The 18,773-nt window shown below is 65.9% G+C and carries 20 protein-coding genes and 1 other RNA gene; 11 read left to right on the forward strand and 10 right to left on the reverse strand.

Annotated features, from left to right (window positions below; all coding sequences use genetic code 11):
* Window positions 1-150: 150 nt before the first annotated feature.
* Both A1351_RS22770 and A1351_RS22775 read left to right on the forward strand, forming a co-directional pair.
* A complete protein-coding gene (locus A1351_RS22770) occupies window positions 151-1,863 on the forward strand; it encodes an OmpW family outer membrane protein (protein ID WP_024878418.1) in 1,713 nt (570 codons plus the stop codon).
* A gap of 185 nt (window positions 1,864-2,048) precedes the next feature.
* Window positions 2,049-3,152: a DGQHR domain-containing protein gene (locus A1351_RS22775; protein ID WP_024878419.1), complete on the forward strand. Its 1,104-nt coding sequence runs from the start codon at window positions 2,049-2,051 to the stop codon at window positions 3,150-3,152.
* 67 nt (window positions 3,153-3,219) lie between these two features.
* On the opposite strand, the gene A1351_RS22780 is transcribed toward A1351_RS22775, so the two are convergent.
* The 7 genes from A1351_RS22780 to A1351_RS22810 form a co-directional block, all read right to left on the reverse strand.
* Window positions 3,220-3,414, reverse strand: a complete 195-nt coding sequence (locus A1351_RS22780; RefSeq protein ID WP_024878420.1) for a DUF4169 family protein — start codon at window positions 3,412-3,414, stop codon at window positions 3,220-3,222.
* Between the two features lie 5 nt (window positions 3,415-3,419).
* Complete coding sequence (locus A1351_RS22785; RefSeq protein WP_026599969.1) at window positions 3,420-3,983, reverse strand: SspB family protein; 564 nt, start codon at window positions 3,981-3,983, stop codon at window positions 3,420-3,422.
* A 45-nt stretch (window positions 3,984-4,028) separates the two neighbouring features.
* Window positions 4,029-4,407: a transfer-messenger RNA gene (gene ssrA, locus A1351_RS22790) on the reverse strand.
* 193 nt (window positions 4,408-4,600) lie between these two features.
* Window positions 4,601-4,960, reverse strand: a complete 360-nt coding sequence (locus A1351_RS22795; protein WP_024878422.1) for a helix-hairpin-helix domain-containing protein — start codon at window positions 4,958-4,960, stop codon at window positions 4,601-4,603.
* Between the two features lie 118 nt (window positions 4,961-5,078).
* A complete protein-coding gene (locus tag A1351_RS22800) occupies window positions 5,079-5,300 on the reverse strand; it encodes a hypothetical protein (protein WP_064034007.1) in 222 nt (73 codons plus the stop codon).
* Window positions 5,297-5,902: an aminoacyl-tRNA hydrolase gene (gene pth / locus A1351_RS22805; protein WP_064034008.1), complete on the reverse strand. Its 606-nt coding sequence runs from the start codon at window positions 5,900-5,902 to the stop codon at window positions 5,297-5,299. Before pth ends, A1351_RS22800 begins: the two co-directional genes overlap by 4 nt.
* A gap of 61 nt (window positions 5,903-5,963) precedes the next feature.
* The gene (locus A1351_RS22810) at window positions 5,964-6,653 is read right to left on the reverse strand and encodes a 50S ribosomal protein L25/general stress protein Ctc (protein WP_024878424.1); all 690 of its coding nucleotides are present in this window, start codon (window positions 6,651-6,653) and stop codon (window positions 5,964-5,966) included.
* A 169-nt stretch (window positions 6,654-6,822) separates the two neighbouring features.
* Between A1351_RS22810 and A1351_RS22815 the strand changes: the two genes are divergently transcribed.
* From A1351_RS22815 to A1351_RS22845, 7 genes are all read left to right on the forward strand, one after another.
* Complete coding sequence (locus A1351_RS22815) at window positions 6,823-7,176, forward strand: DUF2200 domain-containing protein (RefSeq protein ID WP_026599971.1); 354 nt, start codon at window positions 6,823-6,825, stop codon at window positions 7,174-7,176.
* A 156-nt stretch (window positions 7,177-7,332) separates the two neighbouring features.
* Window positions 7,333-7,677: a helix-turn-helix transcriptional regulator gene (locus tag A1351_RS22820; protein ID WP_026599972.1), complete on the forward strand. Its 345-nt coding sequence runs from the start codon at window positions 7,333-7,335 to the stop codon at window positions 7,675-7,677.
* Window positions 7,661-8,563, forward strand: a complete 903-nt coding sequence (locus A1351_RS24215; RefSeq protein WP_026599973.1) for an SRPBCC domain-containing protein — start codon at window positions 7,661-7,663, stop codon at window positions 8,561-8,563. The genes A1351_RS22820 and A1351_RS24215 overlap by 17 nt, the downstream gene beginning before the upstream one ends.
* A gap of 9 nt (window positions 8,564-8,572) precedes the next feature.
* Complete coding sequence (locus A1351_RS24220; protein WP_083967471.1) at window positions 8,573-9,538, forward strand: SRPBCC family protein; 966 nt, start codon at window positions 8,573-8,575, stop codon at window positions 9,536-9,538.
* A 38-nt stretch (window positions 9,539-9,576) separates the two neighbouring features.
* On the forward strand, window positions 9,577-9,990 hold the full coding sequence (locus tag A1351_RS22835; RefSeq protein WP_024878429.1) for a VOC family protein: 414 nt from the start codon (window positions 9,577-9,579) through the stop codon (window positions 9,988-9,990).
* A 110-nt stretch (window positions 9,991-10,100) separates the two neighbouring features.
* Complete coding sequence (locus tag A1351_RS22840; protein ID WP_064034009.1) at window positions 10,101-10,514, forward strand: VOC family protein; 414 nt, start codon at window positions 10,101-10,103, stop codon at window positions 10,512-10,514.
* A 57-nt stretch (window positions 10,515-10,571) separates the two neighbouring features.
* Window positions 10,572-11,117, forward strand: coding sequence for an SRPBCC family protein (locus A1351_RS22845; protein WP_064034010.1), 546 nt, complete (start codon window positions 10,572-10,574; stop codon window positions 11,115-11,117).
* Window positions 11,118-11,162: 45 nt separating this feature from the next.
* Here A1351_RS22845 and smc read toward each other — a convergent pair whose 3' ends face one another.
* The 3 genes from smc to A1351_RS22860 form a co-directional block, all read right to left on the reverse strand.
* A complete protein-coding gene (gene smc / locus A1351_RS22850) occupies window positions 11,163-14,621 on the reverse strand; it encodes a chromosome segregation protein SMC (protein ID WP_064034011.1) in 3,459 nt (1,152 codons plus the stop codon).
* A gap of 99 nt (window positions 14,622-14,720) precedes the next feature.
* Window positions 14,721-15,920 carry a GGDEF domain-containing protein gene (locus tag A1351_RS22855; protein WP_064034040.1) on the reverse strand — a complete coding sequence of 400 codons (1,200 nt, stop codon included), beginning with the start codon at window positions 15,918-15,920 and terminating at the stop codon, window positions 14,721-14,723.
* 148 nt (window positions 15,921-16,068) lie between these two features.
* On the reverse strand, window positions 16,069-17,826 hold the full coding sequence (locus A1351_RS22860; RefSeq protein WP_064034012.1) for a glucan ABC transporter ATP-binding protein/ permease: 1,758 nt from the start codon (window positions 17,824-17,826) through the stop codon (window positions 16,069-16,071).
* 279 nt (window positions 17,827-18,105) lie between these two features.
* Here A1351_RS22860 and A1351_RS22865 point away from each other — a divergent pair, with 279 nt between their 5' ends.
* Window positions 18,106-18,315, forward strand: coding sequence for a cold-shock protein (locus A1351_RS22865; protein WP_024878435.1), 210 nt, complete (start codon window positions 18,106-18,108; stop codon window positions 18,313-18,315).
* Window positions 18,316-18,445: 130 nt separating this feature from the next.
* Window positions 18,446-18,685, forward strand: a complete 240-nt coding sequence (locus tag A1351_RS22870; protein ID WP_024878436.1) for a hypothetical protein — start codon at window positions 18,446-18,448, stop codon at window positions 18,683-18,685.
* The last annotated feature ends 88 nt before the right edge of the window (window positions 18,686-18,773 follow it).

The raw sequence follows: 18,773 nt of genomic DNA on the forward strand, positions 1-18,773 counted from the left end.
CCAAAGAGTCACAGCTGTAGAGAAAGAATTGTGAGACGAGGCAGTCCTTGATCTAGATCAAGTCCTCCTGTCGAAAATCGGAGCAATTTGAGCGCCGACTCGGACGGCCGCCTTGCGCGCCGTCCTAAGATCAATCGACGGGGGAGCCTGATGAGAAGTGTTTTGCGCGGCGCGCTCGCCGCATCCGTGTTGACCGCAGCGAGCGCTACGGTTCAGGCGGCCGATCTTCCTTCGATGAAGAGCGCGCCGTTGCCGCCTCCTCCCCCGGCTTTCAGCTGGACCGGCCTCTACGGCGGCATCAACATCGGCTATGGCTTCGGCGATTCCAGCCGGGAGACGGGTGGTCTCGGCTATATTTCGGCGGGCTCGCTCGCGCCGGTCACGCCGCTGGGCTCCGCCTGGGGCGCCTCGCAGGATTTGCACGGCGTCATCGGCGGCGGACAGGTCGGCTATAATCATCAGGTCAACCCCTGGCTAGTTCTCGGCCTCGAGGCCGATATTCAGGCCACAGACGTGGAGAGCAAGGCGAAATCGGCGGTCGGCGTCTTCGACGGCAATGGCGCGCATCTGCAGAGCGCCGATTCGACCAAGGGCGTCGACTGGTTCGGCACTGTACGCGGCCGCGTCGGCTTCGTGCTTCCGTCCATTCCCAATCTGATGATCTATGGCACGGGCGGCTTCGCCTATGGCCAGGTGATCCACAATGTCGGCTTCGCGGATAATTTCGCCGCCGTGGGCGCCGGTTTCGCCGGAGCCGCAGTCGGCCATGGCTATTCCGACGACACGCGCACCGGCTGGACGGCGGGCGGCGGCGTCGAATGGTCGCCCATCCCGAATTGGTCGGTCAAGGCGGAATATCTCTATGTCGATCTCGGCTCGACCAACGCCAATTCCGTCTCTCTAAACGGCGGCACGGCGGCGATCCTCGGCGCGACGACGCCTGTCTTCGCCGCGACGCAGAATTCGCCGACCCGTTTCCACAATGTCCGCGTCGGCCTCAACTGGCACTTCGACCCCTTCGCGCCCGGCCTCGTCTCGCGCGCCGACGGCCTTTCGTCGCTCAAGGAGCCGCCGCCGCCGGCCTTCGTCGACAGCTATCAGCCCTTCCAGGTTCGCCTGAAGGTCGGCAGCGTCATTCCGCTGGACGGCCATGGCACTGTCTATGATCAGGGCATCGCCCATCCGGCGCTCGGCTCCATCGGCCGCCTCTCGGGCCTCACCGGCGCGAATGGCGTGATCTCCGGCGCCAGCACCAACACCTCGACGTCGATCGTTCCCATGCTCGACGTCGCCTATTACCTGACCAAGAACTGGGCGATCGAGGCGATCTGCTGCGTCGCGCCGCATCACATTCAGGGCACGGGCACCATCGCCAGCGACTTCGCGCGCTCCTGGGTGTTCCCGCCGTCCCTGATGGCGCAGTATCACTTCACCAATTTCGGCCAGTTCCAGCCCTATCTCGGCGTCGGCGCGAATTTCACGGCCTTCTGGGGCACGCGCGTCAACAACGATGTCTGGGGCATCCCCTTCGCGGCGGGCTCGACGCTGGCCGGTCTCGGCCTGCCCGGAGCGCTCGCCACCTTCCAATGGGCGACTGTCGCTCCCTCTTGGGGCGTGGTCGGCCAAGCCGGCTTCGACTATATGTTCAACGAGCATTGGGGCGTGAACGTCGACGTCAAATATATCGGCATTCATCCGATGGTTCACGCGACGGCCGTCGCTTTCGTGCCGGGGGCGGCGGCGCTCGGCCCGATCTTCGTTCCGGTCAAAGTGTCGCTGCCGATCAACCCGATCGTCGTCTCGGCGGGCGTCACCTATCGCTTCGGCGGCGGCCTGCTGCAGCCCGTGCTCGCCAAATATTGAGCGGCGCGCAAAGCTGAAAGAAAAACAAGCCGGCTCCGAAAGGGGCCGGTTTTTTTGTCGACCCGATTGCGATTCGCCTTGTTCTTTGCCGCCTCGCCGCTAGGATTCGGCCGGTTACGTGTTCGATTCGGTTCAATGCGACGATTCGCCGGCCCTTCCGGCGCGCTTTCCCGAAGGATCTGAACATGGAAAATCCGATCGACGCGCCGCCTTCCGATCATGCCGAGCCGAGCGAGGTCGAGCCTGCGCTCGAAGCCGCGCTTCCCGGCGAGCCGGACGAGACGTCGGATGCGCCGCGGCGGACGGGCGCCGGCTTCGCCGCCGCGCCGGCGCTGCTCGTCACCCAGGGCAAGCATCGTTTCTACACGCTGGTTTTGCCGAGCGATCTGCTGGCCGCCACTTGCACGGTGGAGGCGCGGCTCGACAATCCGATCGACGGCTTTCAGCGCCTGCTCGACAAAAAACGCGCGCGCGAGATCGCCGATTATATCGACAGCGGCTTCGGCAGCGTGCCGAGCGCGATCATTCTCTCCGCGCAGCCGCGCGCGCAACTGCAATTCGACCGCAAGAGCGGCGAGCTGACCTTCCGCAAGGACCCGCGCTCCTTCCTCATCATCGACGGGCAGCATCGCGTCTATGGCTTCAATCTGGCGGCCAAGAGCGTGAAAGTGCCGGTCGTCGTCTACAATAGGCTGACGCGATCGCAGGAATGTCAGCTGTTCATGGATATCAACACCAAGCAGCGTCCGGTGCCGCCGGAGCTGCTGCTGGACATTCGCCGTCTCTCCGAATCGGAGACCGAGGCCGAGGCGCTGCTGCACAATGTCTTCGACCTCTTCTCTAATGACGAGAAGAGCGTGCTCTCCGGCCTGCTGAGCCCCTCAGAGCGGCGCAAAGGCAAGATCTCGCGCGTGACCTTCAACGCCGCGCTGAAATCCATCGATGGCGCTTTCGTCGACGCCTCGGCGGAGGATGTCTATCAGGTGCTCAACGCCTATCTGCGCGCCTGCCTCAACGGGCTGCGCTATCATGGCGCCGAGGCGAATATCGCCAATCCGGCGCTGTTCAAGGCGCTGATCCTGCTCTTCGCCAATGTCGCCGAGCGCGTCTCGGACCGTTATGGCGGGCGCTACACCACGCAGAATTTCGAGGATATTCTCGGCCCCTTCTTCCGCAAGCTGAAGAAGAGCGAGCTGCCCAAGCCCGCGACCGGTCATTTGGCGCTCTATGAGAATTATCGGAAAGCGCTGAGCTCGGGCTTCTCGCTCAAGCAATGGCTGTTCGCCTGAAGGAGCGAGCCTGAAGGCTCGCGGTCCAGGCCGCACATTGGATCGCGAGCCTTCAGGCTCGCTTTTGTCACTCCGGCTCGGATTGCGGCGCCTCTAGCCGATGCGCGTCGAGCTTTTCCGTCTCGAGGCGGGCCGTCGCTTCACCGAGCTCTCGCTCGGCTTTCGTGCGGCCATGCGCTATGCGATTGGCTTCCGCTTCCGTCTCCTTGGAGCGCTTGTCCCTGACCTTGCGGGCGCGTCGCAGATTGACGATCTCGCCCATAGCGATCAGGTCTTCTTGCGGAAGGCGTCGATGGAGACGATCTTGGCGGCCTCGCCGCCGCTCTCCTCTGTCGCGGGCGGCGCGGAATCGGGGCGCTTCTCGCTGCGGGCGGGGCGCGGGCCGGGCCGGACAGGCGTCGTCTCGCCGGCGGCGGGCTGCGGCCGCGTCGGGAAACGGGCCGGCTCCTCTTCCTCGCGGGCGGGGGCGAGCTCGTCGACCTCCCATTTGAGGCCGAAATCGACAGACGGATCGGAGAAGACCGTCACCGCCTCGAAGGGCACATAGAGCTGCTCGGGAATGCTGCGGAAGGACAGGCCCACCGAGAAGCCGCGCTCATCGACGATGAGATTAGAATATTGATGCTGCAGGATGATGGTCATCTCCTGCGGCCATTGCTCCGCGAGGCGCTTGGAGATTCGGACCCCCGGCGCCTTGGTGCGAAAGCTGATGGTGAAATGATGGTCGCCCGGCAACCGGCCCGCGGCCGATGCATCGGCGAGAACCTTGCGCATAACGCCGCGAAGCGCGTCCTGGACGAGAAGATCGTATCTGATGAGGTCGGTGGACATGACGCTCGCCGAGAACCCCTGTTCGCTCTGCCCCGTCGGGACGAAAGTGGAGGCTTCTGTTGCCAGGCGCCTCCGAGCCCCGCCTAGAAGTGCTACCCCCTAGGGCTTGAATCCCAGTACCTTCACTGCATTACGCAGCGACGGCCACCGGAGCATAGTTGTCGTTGGCAACTATAAGGTTTGACCCGATAACGGCGGTATCATGCCGAGCGAAAAAGCACCCTTTACGCCCTCGTCGATCCTATTTCGCCCCCGCCACAAGCCGCCGCGCCAAACATGCATGTCTCGCGTGACGGCCTCTGGTGGAGGCGCCGGGTACCGCCCCCGGGTCCGATAGGTTTATTACGGAGTTCGTTTATCGCCATAGCCGTCCCGAAGGTCGGCAGCTCACAATATACGCATTAAGGGCCGATGCGGAAAGGGGCTGCGGGGCAAAGCGGCGCCGATCTCCCCGACTTTCTCGCGCAGATTGAGCGCATGCGGACGCGCCGCATCCGCGCGAGCGCTGTAACAAATTGAATTTACGTATTGTTTTTTTTTAAAACGCGCGAAAACGCCCGCCGAGGATCGACGGGCGTTTCGCGAGCGGCCTACGGGGAGGAGCGGCCGGCCTCGGATCAGTTGTGCTTGACGGCCTGGCCGTCCTTGACGGTGAGCCCGTCCTTGACCTGGGCGAACAGCGCATCGGTGAGAATGCGGTTCTTCACCAGCTCGTCCGTGGCCTTATAGGGCCGGCCCTTCACGATCGCCTCGGCCAGAGTGTGGGTGAGGCCCTTCACGCCGGAGAGCTGCTCCACCGTCGCGGAATTGATGTCGAGCGGCGCGGAGACGGCGACGACCTGCTTGACCGGCGCAGTCGCGGTGGTCGCGGCGGCGGCGGGGCCGGCCGGGGGCTTCGCGCCGGGGACGGTCGCGGTCTGGGCGAAAGCCGGAGCGGAAGCGAAAAGGGCGATGGCGAGAATGGCGTTGGTCTTCATGATGGCTGTCTCCTTGGACGGGGACATTTCCCCGATCGACTTGCGCATCATGCCGTGCTCGCGCTGAACCCGTTTTGAATGCGGCGTTCACCTGAAATTCAGCCGCCGAGCCCGGGCTTCATTTGCTCTTCAGGCAGGAGACGGCGGCCGGCAGGCAAGCCGCGCCCACCATGGAGCAGCCGGCCGAGCCATCCTCGAGGCGGGCGCAGACGAGGCAGCCGTCGGTCCATTCGAGGCAGGCGGGATGATCCTCGCCATAGGCCTGGGCCGGCTTTTCCTCCGCGGCGAGGGCCATGCTCGCGCAGAGCAGCGCGAGGGCGAAGGCCGCGCGCGCGATCACGCCTCGCCCACGCGCTTGGGCGCGGCGAAGCCGGCGGCGTCCATGGCGAGATGAATCTTGTTCTGCAGGCCGGGGTCGTCGCCCTTGACGATCAGCGCGGCATTGTCGGCCAGCGCGCCGCAGAGCGCCTTCACCCAGGGCTCCTCGCTCTTGGCGAAATCGCCCAAAACGTACGAATGCACGCGCGCCTTGTCGCCCGGATGGCCGATGCCGAGCCGCATGCGCTTGAAATCCTGCCCGATATGGGCCCCGATGGAGCGCAGGCCATTGTGCCCGGCCGCGCCGCCGCCGATCTTCACGCGGCATTTGGCGGGGGCGAGATCGAGCTCGTCATGAAAGACGACGACATCCGACAGCGCGATCTTGTGAAAGCGCAGCGCCTCGCCGACCGAGCGACCGGATTCGTTCATATAGGTCTGCGGCAGCAGCGCGAGCACGCGCTCGCCGGCGATCGTCCCCTCGCGGACGAGGCCCTGAAAGCGCGCGCGCGACGCAGAGAAGCCATGGGCGTCGGCGATCTTCTCGACCGCCATGAAGCCGATATTGTGCCTGTTCCCGGCATATTCGCGGCCGGGATTGCCGAGGCCGACGAAGAGCAGCATGGCCTATGGGCTCCGAGCCGAAGGAGGGCGATCGGCGGCCAGCGCCGATCGCCCGTCTCCTTTATTTCTTTTTCTCGGGAGCCTTGGCGGCCGGAGCGGCCTTGGCCGCCGGGGCCGCCTTGCCGCCCTTGCCCTTGGCCGGAGCCGCGGCGGCGGCCGCAGCGGCCGCGATCTCCTCGGCCGAGACGACCGGCGGCGCGATCGACGCCACCGTGAAGTTCTTGTCGGGATTGGTCGGCTTGCAGTTCGCCGGCAGGGTGAAAGCCGAGATCTGCAGCGAATCGTTGAAGTCGAGGCCGGTGAGATCGCCGGTGATGGCGTCCGGAATATTGTCGGCCGGCACCCACATCTCGATCGCGTGGAAGACGATGTTGAGCGAGCCGCCGCGCTTGATGCCGGGCGCCGCTTCATGATTGATGAAATGCACCGGAACGTCGACGCGCAGGCGCGAGCCCGCCTTCAGCCGCAGGAAGTCGACATGCAGCGGGAAGTCCTTGACCACATCGAGCTGATAGTCGCGCGGAATGACGCGCTCGGGCTTGCCGTCGATGTCGAGCTCGAAGATCGTCGTGAGGAAATGCCCGGCGTAGATGAGCTTGGTCAGCTCTTTCTTGTCGAGCGACAGCGGCGTCGGCGCCTCGCCGCCGCCATAGATGACTCCTGGTATACGGCCCTCACGGCGAACGCTGCGGGCGGCCCCCTTGCCTGTCCCGCTGCGCACCGTGGCCGCGAGCTTCTTGATCTCGGCCATTTCGGTGTCCTTTTTTCAAAGAGAAAGCGCGCCTTTCGCCTCCAGGGGTGTCGGATGCCGACGCGCTGCTGCGGCTTATAGGCGAGCGCAATTTCAGAGGCAAGGCTCGGGGCGGGCGGCGAATGGCCGTCGCGCCGCGCGCCGTCGATGATTTTCGGAGACCAAACCCATGACGAAACACCGAATTTATACGACGAGCTTTGCGAGCGTCTATCCTCTCTATGTCGCAAAAGCCGAGAAGAAGGGACGCACGAAGGAGGAGGTCGATCAGATCATCTCTTGGCTGACCGGCTATGATCGAGCGGGGCTTCAGTCTCGGCTGGACGAGCAGACCGACTTCGAGACATTTTTTGCGCTCGCTCCAGAGCTCAATCCATTGCGCGCCTCCATCAAGGGCGTCGTCTGCGGCGTTCGAGTCGAGGAAATCGCGGAGCCGATCATGCGGGAAATAAGATATTTGGACAAATTGATCGACGAGCTGGCGCGCGGGAAGGCGCTCGACAAGATCCTTCGCAAGAGCTGAGCGGGGAGACGATCGATCGTCTGCGCGCCGCGCGCCATGCAGCGCCGGCCGCCGTGAAATCCCAAACGGAGCCGCGCCTTTTCGAAGCGGGAAGCTTGACAGTCTATTTCCGAGTCAGTTATATAACTAATAAGTTAAATATCTAACAGGTAATAGATGCCGGACCCCCTCAGCGCCACCTTCGCCGCACTCGCGGACCCTACGCGCCGCGCGATCCTCGCCCGGCTCGCGCAGGGTGAAGCCTCGGTCGGCGAGCTCGCAGCGCCTTTTTCCATCAGCCAGCCTGCGGTCTCGAAACATCTGAAAGTGCTTGAGCAGGCCGGCCTCATCACCCGCGGCCGCGCTGCGCAATCGCGTCCCTGCAAGCTGGACGCGGCGCGGCTGCGCGAAGTTTCCGATTGGCTCGAGACCTATCGGCGTTTCTGGGAGGAGAGCTTCGATCGGCTCGACGCCTATCTCGCCGAATTGCAGAAGGGCGACCCCGATGCTCCAAAGAATTGACGACGCCATCCCGCCGCTCACGATCACGCGGCGCTTCGCCGCGCCGCCGGCGGTCCTCTTCGACGCATGGCTCGATCCCAAAGCCGTCGAAAGCTGGCTGTTCCGCACGCCCTCGGGACAATCCGCTCATGTCGAGATCGACGCGCGCATCGGCGGCGGTTTCGCCATCCATGAGCAGCGCGGCGAGAGTCTCGCGACGCATTTCGGCGAATATATCGAGATCGAACGCCCGAGCCGTCTCGTCTTCACTCTGGGATTGCAGCGCGAAGGCCCATCCACGCGGATCGAGATCGACATTCGCCCGGACGGCGCCGGCAGCCTGTTGACGCTGACGCATCATATGACGACGGAAGCGCTCGCCAAATCCTTCGCCATCCGCGCCGGCTGGGCTGGAATTCTCGAGGGCCTCGCGCGCCAGACCGGCGAAGCGGATGCGCCGCATCGGCTCATTCTGCTGCGCACATTCGAGGCGCCGCGCGCGCTCGTTTTCAAATGCTGGACGGAGCCGCAGCATATGATGCGCTGGCTCTGCCCCGCGACATTCAACGTGCTGTTTGTCGAGAATGATCTGCGCATCGGCGGCAAATGGCGCGCCGGAATGCGCTCGCCGGAGGGCGAGGAGTTCATCCATCATGGCGAATATCTCGAGATCGAGGCGCCGGCGCGGCTCGTGCTGACCCATGAATGGGAGCGCAATCATCTCGAGCCGAAAGCGCTGACGACGATCGAGGTGGAGCTCACGGAGCAGGGCGGCAAGACCGAGATGATCTTCGTGCAGAGCGGCCTCGCCACGGCCGAATCCGCCGCCTCGCACCAGCATGGCTGGACCGGCGCATTCGACTATCTCGCCGAGCTCGCGCGCGAGCTGGCGACAAGCGATCATTGAGGAGGCGTCATGTCCGACGACTTACGAATTTCGGTTCCACCGGACGCACCCGAGATTTCCGGGACGCGCCTCTTCGATGCGCCGCGCGCGCTTGTTTTCGACGCTTTCGCCGCGCCCGATCGACTGGCGCGCTGGTTCGGGCCGAAGGGTTTTTCGCTCACGACGCAAGCTTTCGAATTCGCGCCGGGCGGCGTCTGGCGCTTCGTCATGCACGGCCCGGACGGGCGCGATTACGAGAACAAGATCGTCTTTCGCGAGATACAGCGGCCCGAGCGCATCGCCTATGTCCATCCGGGCGACGACGACGCGGATCCTGTGAGAAAGGAGACGACCATCTCCTTCTCGCAAGAAGGCGAGAAGACGCGCATCGACTGGCGGATGCGCTTCCCGACGCTCGTCGAGCGCGATCGCGCCGAGCGTGAATATGGCGTCGCGATCGGCCTCGCCGAAAATCTCGATCGCCTCGGCGATTTCGTCGAGGAATCGGCCGGTCCTGTCTTCTCCACGTCGCGCCGCTTCGCTGTTCCGCGCGACCTTCTGTGGAAGGCCCTCACCGAGCCCGAGCGAATGGCGCAATGGTTCGGGCCGAAGGGCGTTCCGGTGATCGCCTCGGAAATGGATTTCCGTCCGGGCGGCTCCTATCACTATGGCCTGCGGGCGCCGGACGGCGGCCCCATGTGGGGGCTCTTCGAATATCGCGAGATCGAGGCGCCGACGCGCATCACGCTCATCGCCTCCTTCTCCGACGCGAATCGCGGGCTCGCACGGCATCCGCTGAGCGAGACCTGGCCGCTGAAGGTCGAGACGACTTATGTTTTCACCGAAAAGGACGGCGCCGGCGAGCTGACGCTCGTCGCGCGGCCCTTCGAGGCGAGCGCCGAAGAGATCGCGACCTTCGCCGGCGCGCTCGAGGCGCTGAGCAATGGCTGGGCCGGAACATTCGATGAGCTGGAGAGCTATCTCGTCCAGGGCTGACCCGCCTCCACAATCTTTTAAAAGCAAAGGAGCATTCGATGACGATGAAGCCTTATCTCTTCTTCTCCGGCCGCGCCGATGAAGCCATCGCCTTCTACCAAAAGGCGCTCGGCGCCGAGGTGAATTTCCTGCTGCGCTTCGACGAGAGTCCCGAGCCGCCGCCGCCCGGAGCGCTCGCGCCCGATTGGGGCGCGAAGATCATGCATTCCTGCCTTCGGATCGGCGATTCGGAAATTTTCCTATCGGATGGCTGCGGCACAGACGCCGCTCACTTCGAGGGCTTCGCCGTCTCGCTCGAGGCGAAGAACGCAGCGCAGGCAGAAGGCTTCTATGCCGCGCTCCTCGACGGCGGCGAAGCGCGCATGCCCTTGGGCGAGACCTTTTTCGCGACGAGCTTCGGCATGGCGGTCGATCGCTTCGGCGTGCTGTGGATGATAGTCGTCCCAAAATAACGGCGACGAGAGCGCTGGACGATTCGCGCCTGTTGACGAAACGCCTCGCGCGGACATGATCTCCCCCACGAAACGAGCGCCCTTCCGCGGCGCTCGCGGGGAGACATGTGATGACAATTCAACCCTATCTCATCTTCGATGGCCGCGCCGAGGAAGCCGCGGCCTTTTATGAGAAAGCGCTCGGGGCGCAGGTTCAGATGCTGATGCGCTACAAGGATTCGCCTCTGGCGCCGCCGGCGGACATGATGCCGCCGGGCTGGAACGCCAAGGTGATGCATATGGCGCTGCAGATCGGCGACGCCGTCGTCTTCGGCTCGGATGGCGACGGCGCCGAGAGCGGCGGCTTCAAAGGCTTCTCGCTCTCCTACGGCGCCAAGACTCCCGAGGAGGCCGAACGCGTCTTCGCGGCGCTCGCCGATGGCGGCGAGACGCAGATGCGCTTGACCAAGACCTTCTTCTCACCCGCTTTCGGCATACTCACCGATCGCTTCGGCGTTCCCTGGATGGTGGTCGTGCCGCAATGACGGCGCGCGGCGCCCGCGTGGAAGCGGGCGCCGCTCCGCCCCTTCACGAGGTTGGACATGTTGGAAATTATCGGCGCTGGCGTCGCCCTCATCATCGCCGTCATTCTCGTGCTGGCGGCGCGCCAGCCGGACGTCTGCCACATTGCGCGCTCCATCTTCGTCGCCGCGCCGCCGGAGCGCGTTTTCCCGCTCGTCGACGATCCGCGCGCCACCAATGAATGGAGTCCTTTCGTGAAGGACAAGAGCGTGAAGCTCTCCTATGCCGGCCCGGAGCGCGGCGTCGGCGCGGCCTGCGATTTCGAGGGCGACGCCACGCTCGGCGCCGGACGTGTCGAGATCGTCGAATCCGTCGCGCCGTCGAAAGTGGTCGTCGCCTTGCGCATGGATCGACCGATGAGATGCGAGAATCGCGTCGAATTCACCATTGCGCCGCAGGAGGACGGCTCGCTCGTCACCTGGGACATGAAGGGCCGACAGCCCTTCCTCGGCAAGCTGTTCAGCCTCGTCATGAAGCCGGAGAAGATGGTCGGCGGCGCATTCGAGCAGGGCCTCTCCGATTTGAAGCGCCTCGTCGAGACGGCGCGCGAGGAGGCGGCGGAATGACGCGAGGAAAACCGTCGTTCATTCCGTGAGCGCGACGGCGCGGCCTCAGACCGCCTGCGCGTATCTCTCGGCCTGCTCGAGATCGACGGAGACGAGCTGCGAAATGCCGCGCTCCGCCTGCGTCACGCCGAACAGGCGATCCATGCGCGCCATTGTGATCGGGTTGTGCGTGATGGCGACGAAGCGCGTGTCGGTCTTCTTGCGCATATCCTCGAGCAGAGCGCAGAAGCGCTCGACATTGTAATCGTCGAGCGGCGCGTCCACCTCGTCGAGCACGCAGATCGGCGACGGATTGGTGAGGAAGACCGCGAAGATCAGCGACATTGCGGTCAGCGCTTGCTCGCCGCCGGAGAGCAGCGTCATCGTCTGCGGCTTCTTGCCGGGCGGGCGGGCGAGAATGTCGAGGCCGGCCTCCAGCGGATCGTCGCTCTCTATGAGCTGCAATTCCGCCGTGCCGCCGCCGAACAGCAGGCTGAACAGCTCCTTGAAATGCGCGTTCACCTGCTCGAAGGCGACGAGCAGGCGCTCGCGGCCTTCCTTGTTGAGGCTGGCGATGGCGCCGCGCAATTTCTTGATCGCCTCGGCGAGGTCTTCGCGCTCGGCCATCATCTTGTCGCGCTGCGTCTCGATCTCGCCGAGCTCCTCCTCGGCGCGCAGGTTCACCGCGCCCAATCTTTCGCGATCCGCCTTCAGCCCTTCCAGCTTGCGCTCTATGTCGGGAATGGCGGGCAGCTGCGTCTCCTCTCCGGTGACGCCGGCGAGCTCGGCGAGCGTATGCTCCTCGCTCTCCAATTCCATGGCGATGGCGTGCTCCACATCGGCCGAGCGGCGGCGCGCGGCCTCGAGCTGCGCCTCGCTGCGGGCTTTCTCCTCGCGCGCGGCGCTCATCGCCTCCAGCGCCATGCGGGCGGCGCGATCGGATTCCGCCTGCGCCGTCTCGCCGGTCGTGCGCGCATCGGCGGCGGCGCGGCGGGCGGCCTCGGCCTCCTCGATCGCCGAGAGAAGATTGCGGCGCTGGAGCAGGAAGGTCTCCGGCGAATCGATCAGCCGCTCCTGCTCGTCACGCGAATCCTCGAGGCGGCGCTCCAATTCCGATATGCGGTCCTGCGCGCGGTCGCGCCGCTCCATCCAGGAGGCGTTCTCGCGCAGGATCGCCGATTTGCGCGCGGCGCGCGTCTCGGCCTGATGGCGCAGCGAGGTGAGCGCGGCGCGCGCCTCGCCGGCCTGAGCGCGCTCGGCGGCGGCGCGGGAACGCACATGCTCCACCGCGCCGGCGAGCGAGGCTGGCTCGTCCAGCGCGTCCAGCGCACGCGCGGCGCCCTCGCGCTTCATCGCCGCCTCGTCGCGATTGGCGAGGATTTGCGCCTTGGCCTCCTCGAGCGCCGACAGGCGCTGCGCGATCTGGCCCAGGCGGCGCTCCGCCACGACATGGCGCTCGCGCGCTTCTTCCAGCGCGGCGCGGGCGCGGCGCTGACCCTCGCGGGCGGCGCTCTCGGCAAGGGCGGCAGCGCGCGCCTGCTCCTGCGCCGTCTGCGCCTCGTCGGCGAGCGCGTCGGCGGCCTCGCGGGCGGCTGCGGCCTCGAGGCGCAGATCGGCGAGGCGATTCTTCTCGGCCAAACGGCGGGCGGCCGGCGTCGGCGCCTCGGCGGCCTGGGTGAATCCGTCCCAGCGCCAGAGGTCGCCTTCCTTGGAGACGAGGCGCTGGCCAGGCTTCAGCATGGAGCGCAATGCTGCGCCCTCGCTGCGCAGCACGACGCCGATCTGCGCGAGGCGCCGCGCCAGCGCCGGCGGAGCCTGCACCATCTCGGCGAGCGTGCGCACGCCCGGCGGCAGCGAGGGATCGCCGGCGCCGGAGGTGAGCGCCCAATGGGCCGGGGCGGAGGTCTCGATGGAGGCGTCGAGATCGTCGCCGAGCGCGGCGCCGAGCGCGGTCTCATAGCCCTTCTCGACGCTGACGCTCTCCACGATCGGCGCCCAGAGATCGCCGCCGCCCGATTCGAGCAGCTTTTCCAGCGTGCGCGCCTCGGTCTCGAGACGTCCGGCGCGCTTCTCGGCCTCGGCCAGCGGCTGGCGCGATAGGCTCTCCGCCTCGCGCGCCTCGATCGCCGCCTCTTCGGCCATCAGAGCGGTCTCGTCGGCTTCGCGCGCCTGCTCGCTCGCCATTTCGAGCGATTCGGCGAGGCGCTCCACCTCCTCCGCCGCGCCGCCCTGGCCGGCGATCAGCGCGAATTCCGTCTCGACGCGGGTCAGCTCGGCCTCGAAACGCGAGACGCGCTGCGTCTCCTCGCGCAGCGCCGCCTCCAGCGCTCCGCGCTGGGCGTTGACGCCGGCCAGCGATTGCTGCGCCTCGGAGAGTTCGGCCTCGGTGCGGGCCAGCGCCTCCTCTATCTCGGCGAGACGCTCCCGCGCTTCCGCTTCGCGCTCGGCGCCGATGGCGTCCTGCTCGGCGAGCTCGCCGCGTTCGTCCTCGAGCCGCTGCGTCACCTCGGCGGCGTCGTCGATCAGCGCGCGCTCGCGCTCGACGTCGCGGGCGAATTGCTCGGCGTGGCGGGTCAGCTCGGCGATGCGCTCCTTGGCGCGCTTCTCCTCGCCGTCCAGCGCGTCGCGGGCCATGATCAGCCGATGCAGCGCGGCGCCGGCCTCGGCCTCCTTGTCGCGGAGCTTGGGCAGCTCGAAGGCGGCGATGGCCTGCAATCGCGCGGCCTCTGCCTGCTGCAGCGTGCGCTCCTCGACGAGCTTCAAATCCTCTTCCAGCTTGCGCTCGGCGAGCTTCAGCTGCTCGCTCGCCTGGCGATGCGCGATATAGGCGGCGAGCGCCTCATTCTTGCGGATTTCCGCCGCCACGGCGCGATAGCGCTGCGCCTGCCGCGCCTGGCGGCGCAGGCTCTCGGTCTGGCCGTCGACCTGCTTCAACACATCCTCGAGGCGGGTGAGATTATCGGCGGCCGCGGTCAGCCGCAGCTCGGCCTCGTGACGGCGGGAGTGGAGGCCGGCGACGCCGGCGGCGTCCTCCAAAATGCGGCGGCGCGCCTGCGGCTTGGCCGAGATGATCTCGCCGATCTGCCCCTGGCGCACCAGCGCCGGCGAGCGCGCGCCGGTGGCGGCGTCGGCGAAGAGCAGCTGCACATCTTTGGCGCGCACCTCGCGGCCATTGATCCTATAGGTAGAGCCCGCCTCGCGCTCGATGCGGCGGGTGACTTCCAAAGTCTCGGCGTCGTTGAAGGCAGCCGGGGCGGTGCGGGAGCTATTGTCCAGCACGAGGCCGACTTCCGCGACATTGCGGGCCGGGCGCGAGCCGCCGCCGGAGAAGATGACGTCGTCCATCCCCGAGCCGCGCATGTTTTTGTAGGAACTCTCGCCCATGACCCAGCGCAGGGCCTCGACGAGATTGGACTTGCCGCAGCCATTCGGCCCGACGACGCCGGTCAGGCCCGGCTCGATCAGAAAATCTGTGGCCTCGCAGAAGCTCTTGAAGCCGAGAAGTCGGAGCCGCTGGAATTTCATGCGCGCCAGAGCGCCACAAAATAGCGGGGAAGGCAAGAAATAGGGCGCGATATGTTGTGGGAATGCGCGGTTTCGCCCCCGCATCCCGGTTGGCTTCGGTCAGGCGACGTTCCTGGCGAGAGGCGCGTCCTCCTCTGCCCAAAAGCCGCCGCCGCGTCCCTTGCGCTTCATTCGGTAGAGGGCGGCGTCGGCGCAGGACACGAGCTGCTCGAGCCCGGCTCCGTCTCGCGGAGCCAAGGCGACGCCGATGCTGACGCCGATCTGAATTGTCCCTCCGAGGAGATCGTAAGGCGCGCCGACCGCCTGGACGATGCGGCGCGCCAGAAGCTCCGCCTCGTCGGAGAGCTGGATCCCGAGCTGGATGACGACGAATTCGTCGCCTCCGAGGCGAGCGACAGTGTCTCCCTGGCGCACGGTTTGCGTCAGCCGTTCGGCGACGGCCCGGAGGAGGGCGTCTCCCGTGATATGGCCGAAACTGTCATTGACCTCTTTGAAGCGGTCGAGATCGAGATAATGGAGCGCGAACAGGCCGCCGGCCTGCTCGATGCGCGCGCCGGCCTCTTCCAGCTTCTCTTGCAGGAGAATGCGATTGGCGAGGCCTGTCAGATGGTCTCTGCCGGCCAGCGCCGCGAGATCCAGCTTCGCGATGATCTGCTGTCGCACCGTGTCATAGAAATCCTCGACCAGCCCGAGGCCGGCCAGAGCGAAAACGCCGACGACGACCGCCTGAGTGGCGAAGACCGTCTGCGCGTACCAGCCGTCTGCGGCGATCGCGCGCATGCCGAAACCCGCGACTGTCGGTATGGTCGCCAGAGCCACGCTCCCCCAGCAGATCTGCGGGCGGGCGGACAGGCGGGTGACGACGCCCGCCCCATAGGCGAGGATCAGCGTCGTGACCAGCATCGGGCTCAATATGAGGTCGGACACGGCGGCCTCCACCGTGAGCGCCCGCGCGTCGAGCGCGCCGAGCAAGGCGGCGAAGGCGAAGCTGCCGACGGCGTAGCGCTGGTCCCATTGCCTGGCTTCGCTCGCCGTGGGGCGCGCGGCGGCCCGCCGGCGGCGATAGAGCAGCATGAGAGCGATGCGAGCGGCGGAGACGATCGCGCCGGCGAGGGTCACGAGCAAAAGCAGGCCGTCGCCTGTCCGGATTGTCAGCAGGGCGCCGATGCCGACCATGGTGACGCCCATGATGGCGATGGGAGGAAGAGCCCTGTAGACGACATCCACGAGCTCGATCAATGCAGCGTCCGGAAGCTCGTCCGAACGCCGCGAAAAGCGTTGCAGGTATTTGGTCAGCATGGATCGCTCGCGCCGTTTCATTGAGGATAGGCGCGACGACGAGCGAGAGCCAGAGCGCATGGCGCGGTTCTGCCCCTATAGGAAACAATCGCTTAAGCGTCGGAGCCGCCGAATGCGCAACCGCCGCTCTGGGTCTCGCGGAGAGGGGTCACGCCCCGGTGGTGATGAACTGCGCCTTGGCGAGCTCGGCGAACAGGCCGCCTTTCGCCACCAGTCCGTCGAAGGTCCCACTCTCGACGATCTCGCCGCGATCCAGCACCAATATGCGGTCCGCATGGCGCACCGTCGCCAGGCGATGGGCGATGATGAAAGTGGTGCGGCCGGCGGTCGCCGCCTCCAGCGCTTTTTGCAACTGACGCTCTGTGGTCGCGTCCAGCGCGCTGGTCGCCTCGTCGAAAATCATGATCGGCGGGTCCTTCAGCAGCGCGCGCGCGATGGAGAGGCGCTGGCGCTCGCCGCCAGAGAGCGTGCGGCCGCGCTCGCCGACCAGCGTCGAAAGCCCCTCGCTCTGGCGCGCGACGAGATCGCGCGCCTGCGCCAGCTCCACCGCGCGGGCGATCTCCTCCTCGCTGGCGTCCGGCTTGCCGACGCGCAGATTCTCCTCGATCGAGCGGGCGAACAGCATAGGCTCCTGAAACACGACGCCTATGTTGCGGCGGAGCGAGGTCAGCGTCATGTCGCGAATGTCGATTCCGTCGATCGTCACCCGGCCCTGCGCGGGATCGAAGACGCGATGCAAGAGGCCGAGCGTCGTCGATTTGCCCGAGCCCGTCGCGCCGACGAGCGCAATGGTCTCGCCCTGCCGCGCCGAGAAGGAGACGTCGCGCAGCGCGAGACGTTCGCCGCCATAAGAAAAGCTCACATTCTCGAAAGCGACGGCGCCCGCGAGCCGGCCGAGATCGCGCGCATCCTCGCGATCGGCGACCGTCGGGCGCGTGTCGAGAATGGCGAAGAATTCGGCGATCTTGGGTGCGAGCAGAAACAGCACGTTCAAAAAGCCGACCATTTGCTCGAGCCGGCCGATCAGCATGGTCGCGAAGCTCATGAAGGCGACGATCTCGCCGATGGAGGCGAGGCCCTGCAAATGCAGCCAGGCGCCGAGCAGAAAAATGACGAGCAGAGTGAGTGTCGCCGAGGCGCGGCTCGCTACCGCCGCCAGCGCCCACCAGGAGAGCACGGGAATTTGCGCGGCGAGCAATTCGTCGATGATGCGGCGAAGCGCATTGGTCTCGCTCTGCACGCGCGTGAAGCTCTGCACCACGGCGACATTGCCCAGCGCGTCGGAGGCGTGCTCGGCGAGCGAGGAATGGTGACGCTCCACCTTGCTCTGCAATTGCTCTGTGCGGCGCAGGACGAAAGAGGTGAGCGCGCCGAAGACGATGACGAGCACGATGAGCGGCAGAGCGAGCCGCCAATTGACGAAGAGCGTCGCCGGCAGCAGCACGAAGAGCGCGACGAAGGAGGCGCAATTCTCGCGGAAGAAGGAGAGCCACAGCCCCGCCATTCCCGAGGCGCCCTCCAGCATCACCTTCAGCAGCCGGCCGGAATGCGCGCCGGCGTGAAAGCTCGACGGCAGATCGAGCACATGCTCGAAATAGGCGGCCATCACCGCGAGCCGGCTCCGATGCGCGAGACGATCGGCGTGCAGCGCGACCAGCACAGACGCGGCGATGGAGAAGAGGCCGAAGCCGGCCCAGGCCGCCAGCAGCGGCACGAGATCGCCCCAGGCGAGCTTGACGCCCGCCGCCTGCGCGCGCGTGAGCACGTCTATGACGCGGCCGAACAGCATGGGCTCGGCGAATTGCGCAATGGCCACGGCGAGATTGGCGACGACGAGGAGCGTCGCGAGACGTTTCTCGGGCTTCAGCTGCGCGAGGACGCGGAGATAGACGGCGAGCACGGACATGAGACAACTAAATGGGAGAGGCGATGGCGCGGTCTATAGCGGGCGGGCCGGGGAGCGCAAGGTCGCGCGAGGCGAGAGCTTCGCGAATTCTCGCCGGCCACGCTTGTATTATCCGCCCGAATGCCCCACATACGTTCTATCGAGTTTTCGGCCGGTCGACTCCTGCTTCGCGCCTAACGGCGCCCCGGGCATTATGACTTCCTCTCCAGAACATCGATCAAGCGAGGCGTCGCATGTCGCGAACGCCTCAATCCCCCCTGTTCTTCGAAAGGACAAGTCATGCAGACCGGCATCGTGAAATGGTTCAATGCGCAAAAGGGTTTCGGCTTCATTCAGCCGGAGTCCGGCGGAGCCGACGTCTTCGTTCATATCAGCGCTGTCGAGCGCGCGGGCCTTAACGGCCTCGCCGAGGGCCAGAAGCTCTCCTATGAGATCGTCGTCGACCGGCGCAGCGGCAAATCATCGGCGGATCAGCTGAAGGTCGACTGACCTTAGCGATCAGGCCCTGCGCGCCGACCGCGGATGTACCGGCGGCGAGCGCGGGGTCTTCTCCCCCGGTGGAGGCGCGTCGTTCCTTCGCGGATCGGCGCGTCGCACTCCATCCGAAAGGGCCGACATTGTGAGCGCGCATTCGAATGAGCTCTCCCGCTATCAGCGGCTTCGCAAAGAAGCGCCGACGCATAAGTTTCGTCTCGGCGCGCAAATCTATCATCGCCTAGGCGCGCGAACGGAAAAAGAGACATTCCGGATCATGCGCCTGCTGCCCGACAGCGGCGCCGGATTCCAATATGTCATCAAAGGAGACCGGGACGGTCTCGAACGTGTCGTGACGGAAGCGGGAATGGAATTCGCCTGGTAATTTCTCGCTTCGGAGGGTTGTGCGCGTCGCTCGCGTCGTCTCGTCCACACGGCTGCGCGGCGGCGTCGTGATCGATTTTCGCGCCGAA

It is taken from the genome of Methylosinus sp. R-45379, assembly GCF_001644125.1.
Taxonomy (GTDB): Bacteria; Pseudomonadota; Alphaproteobacteria; order Rhizobiales; family Beijerinckiaceae; genus Methylosinus.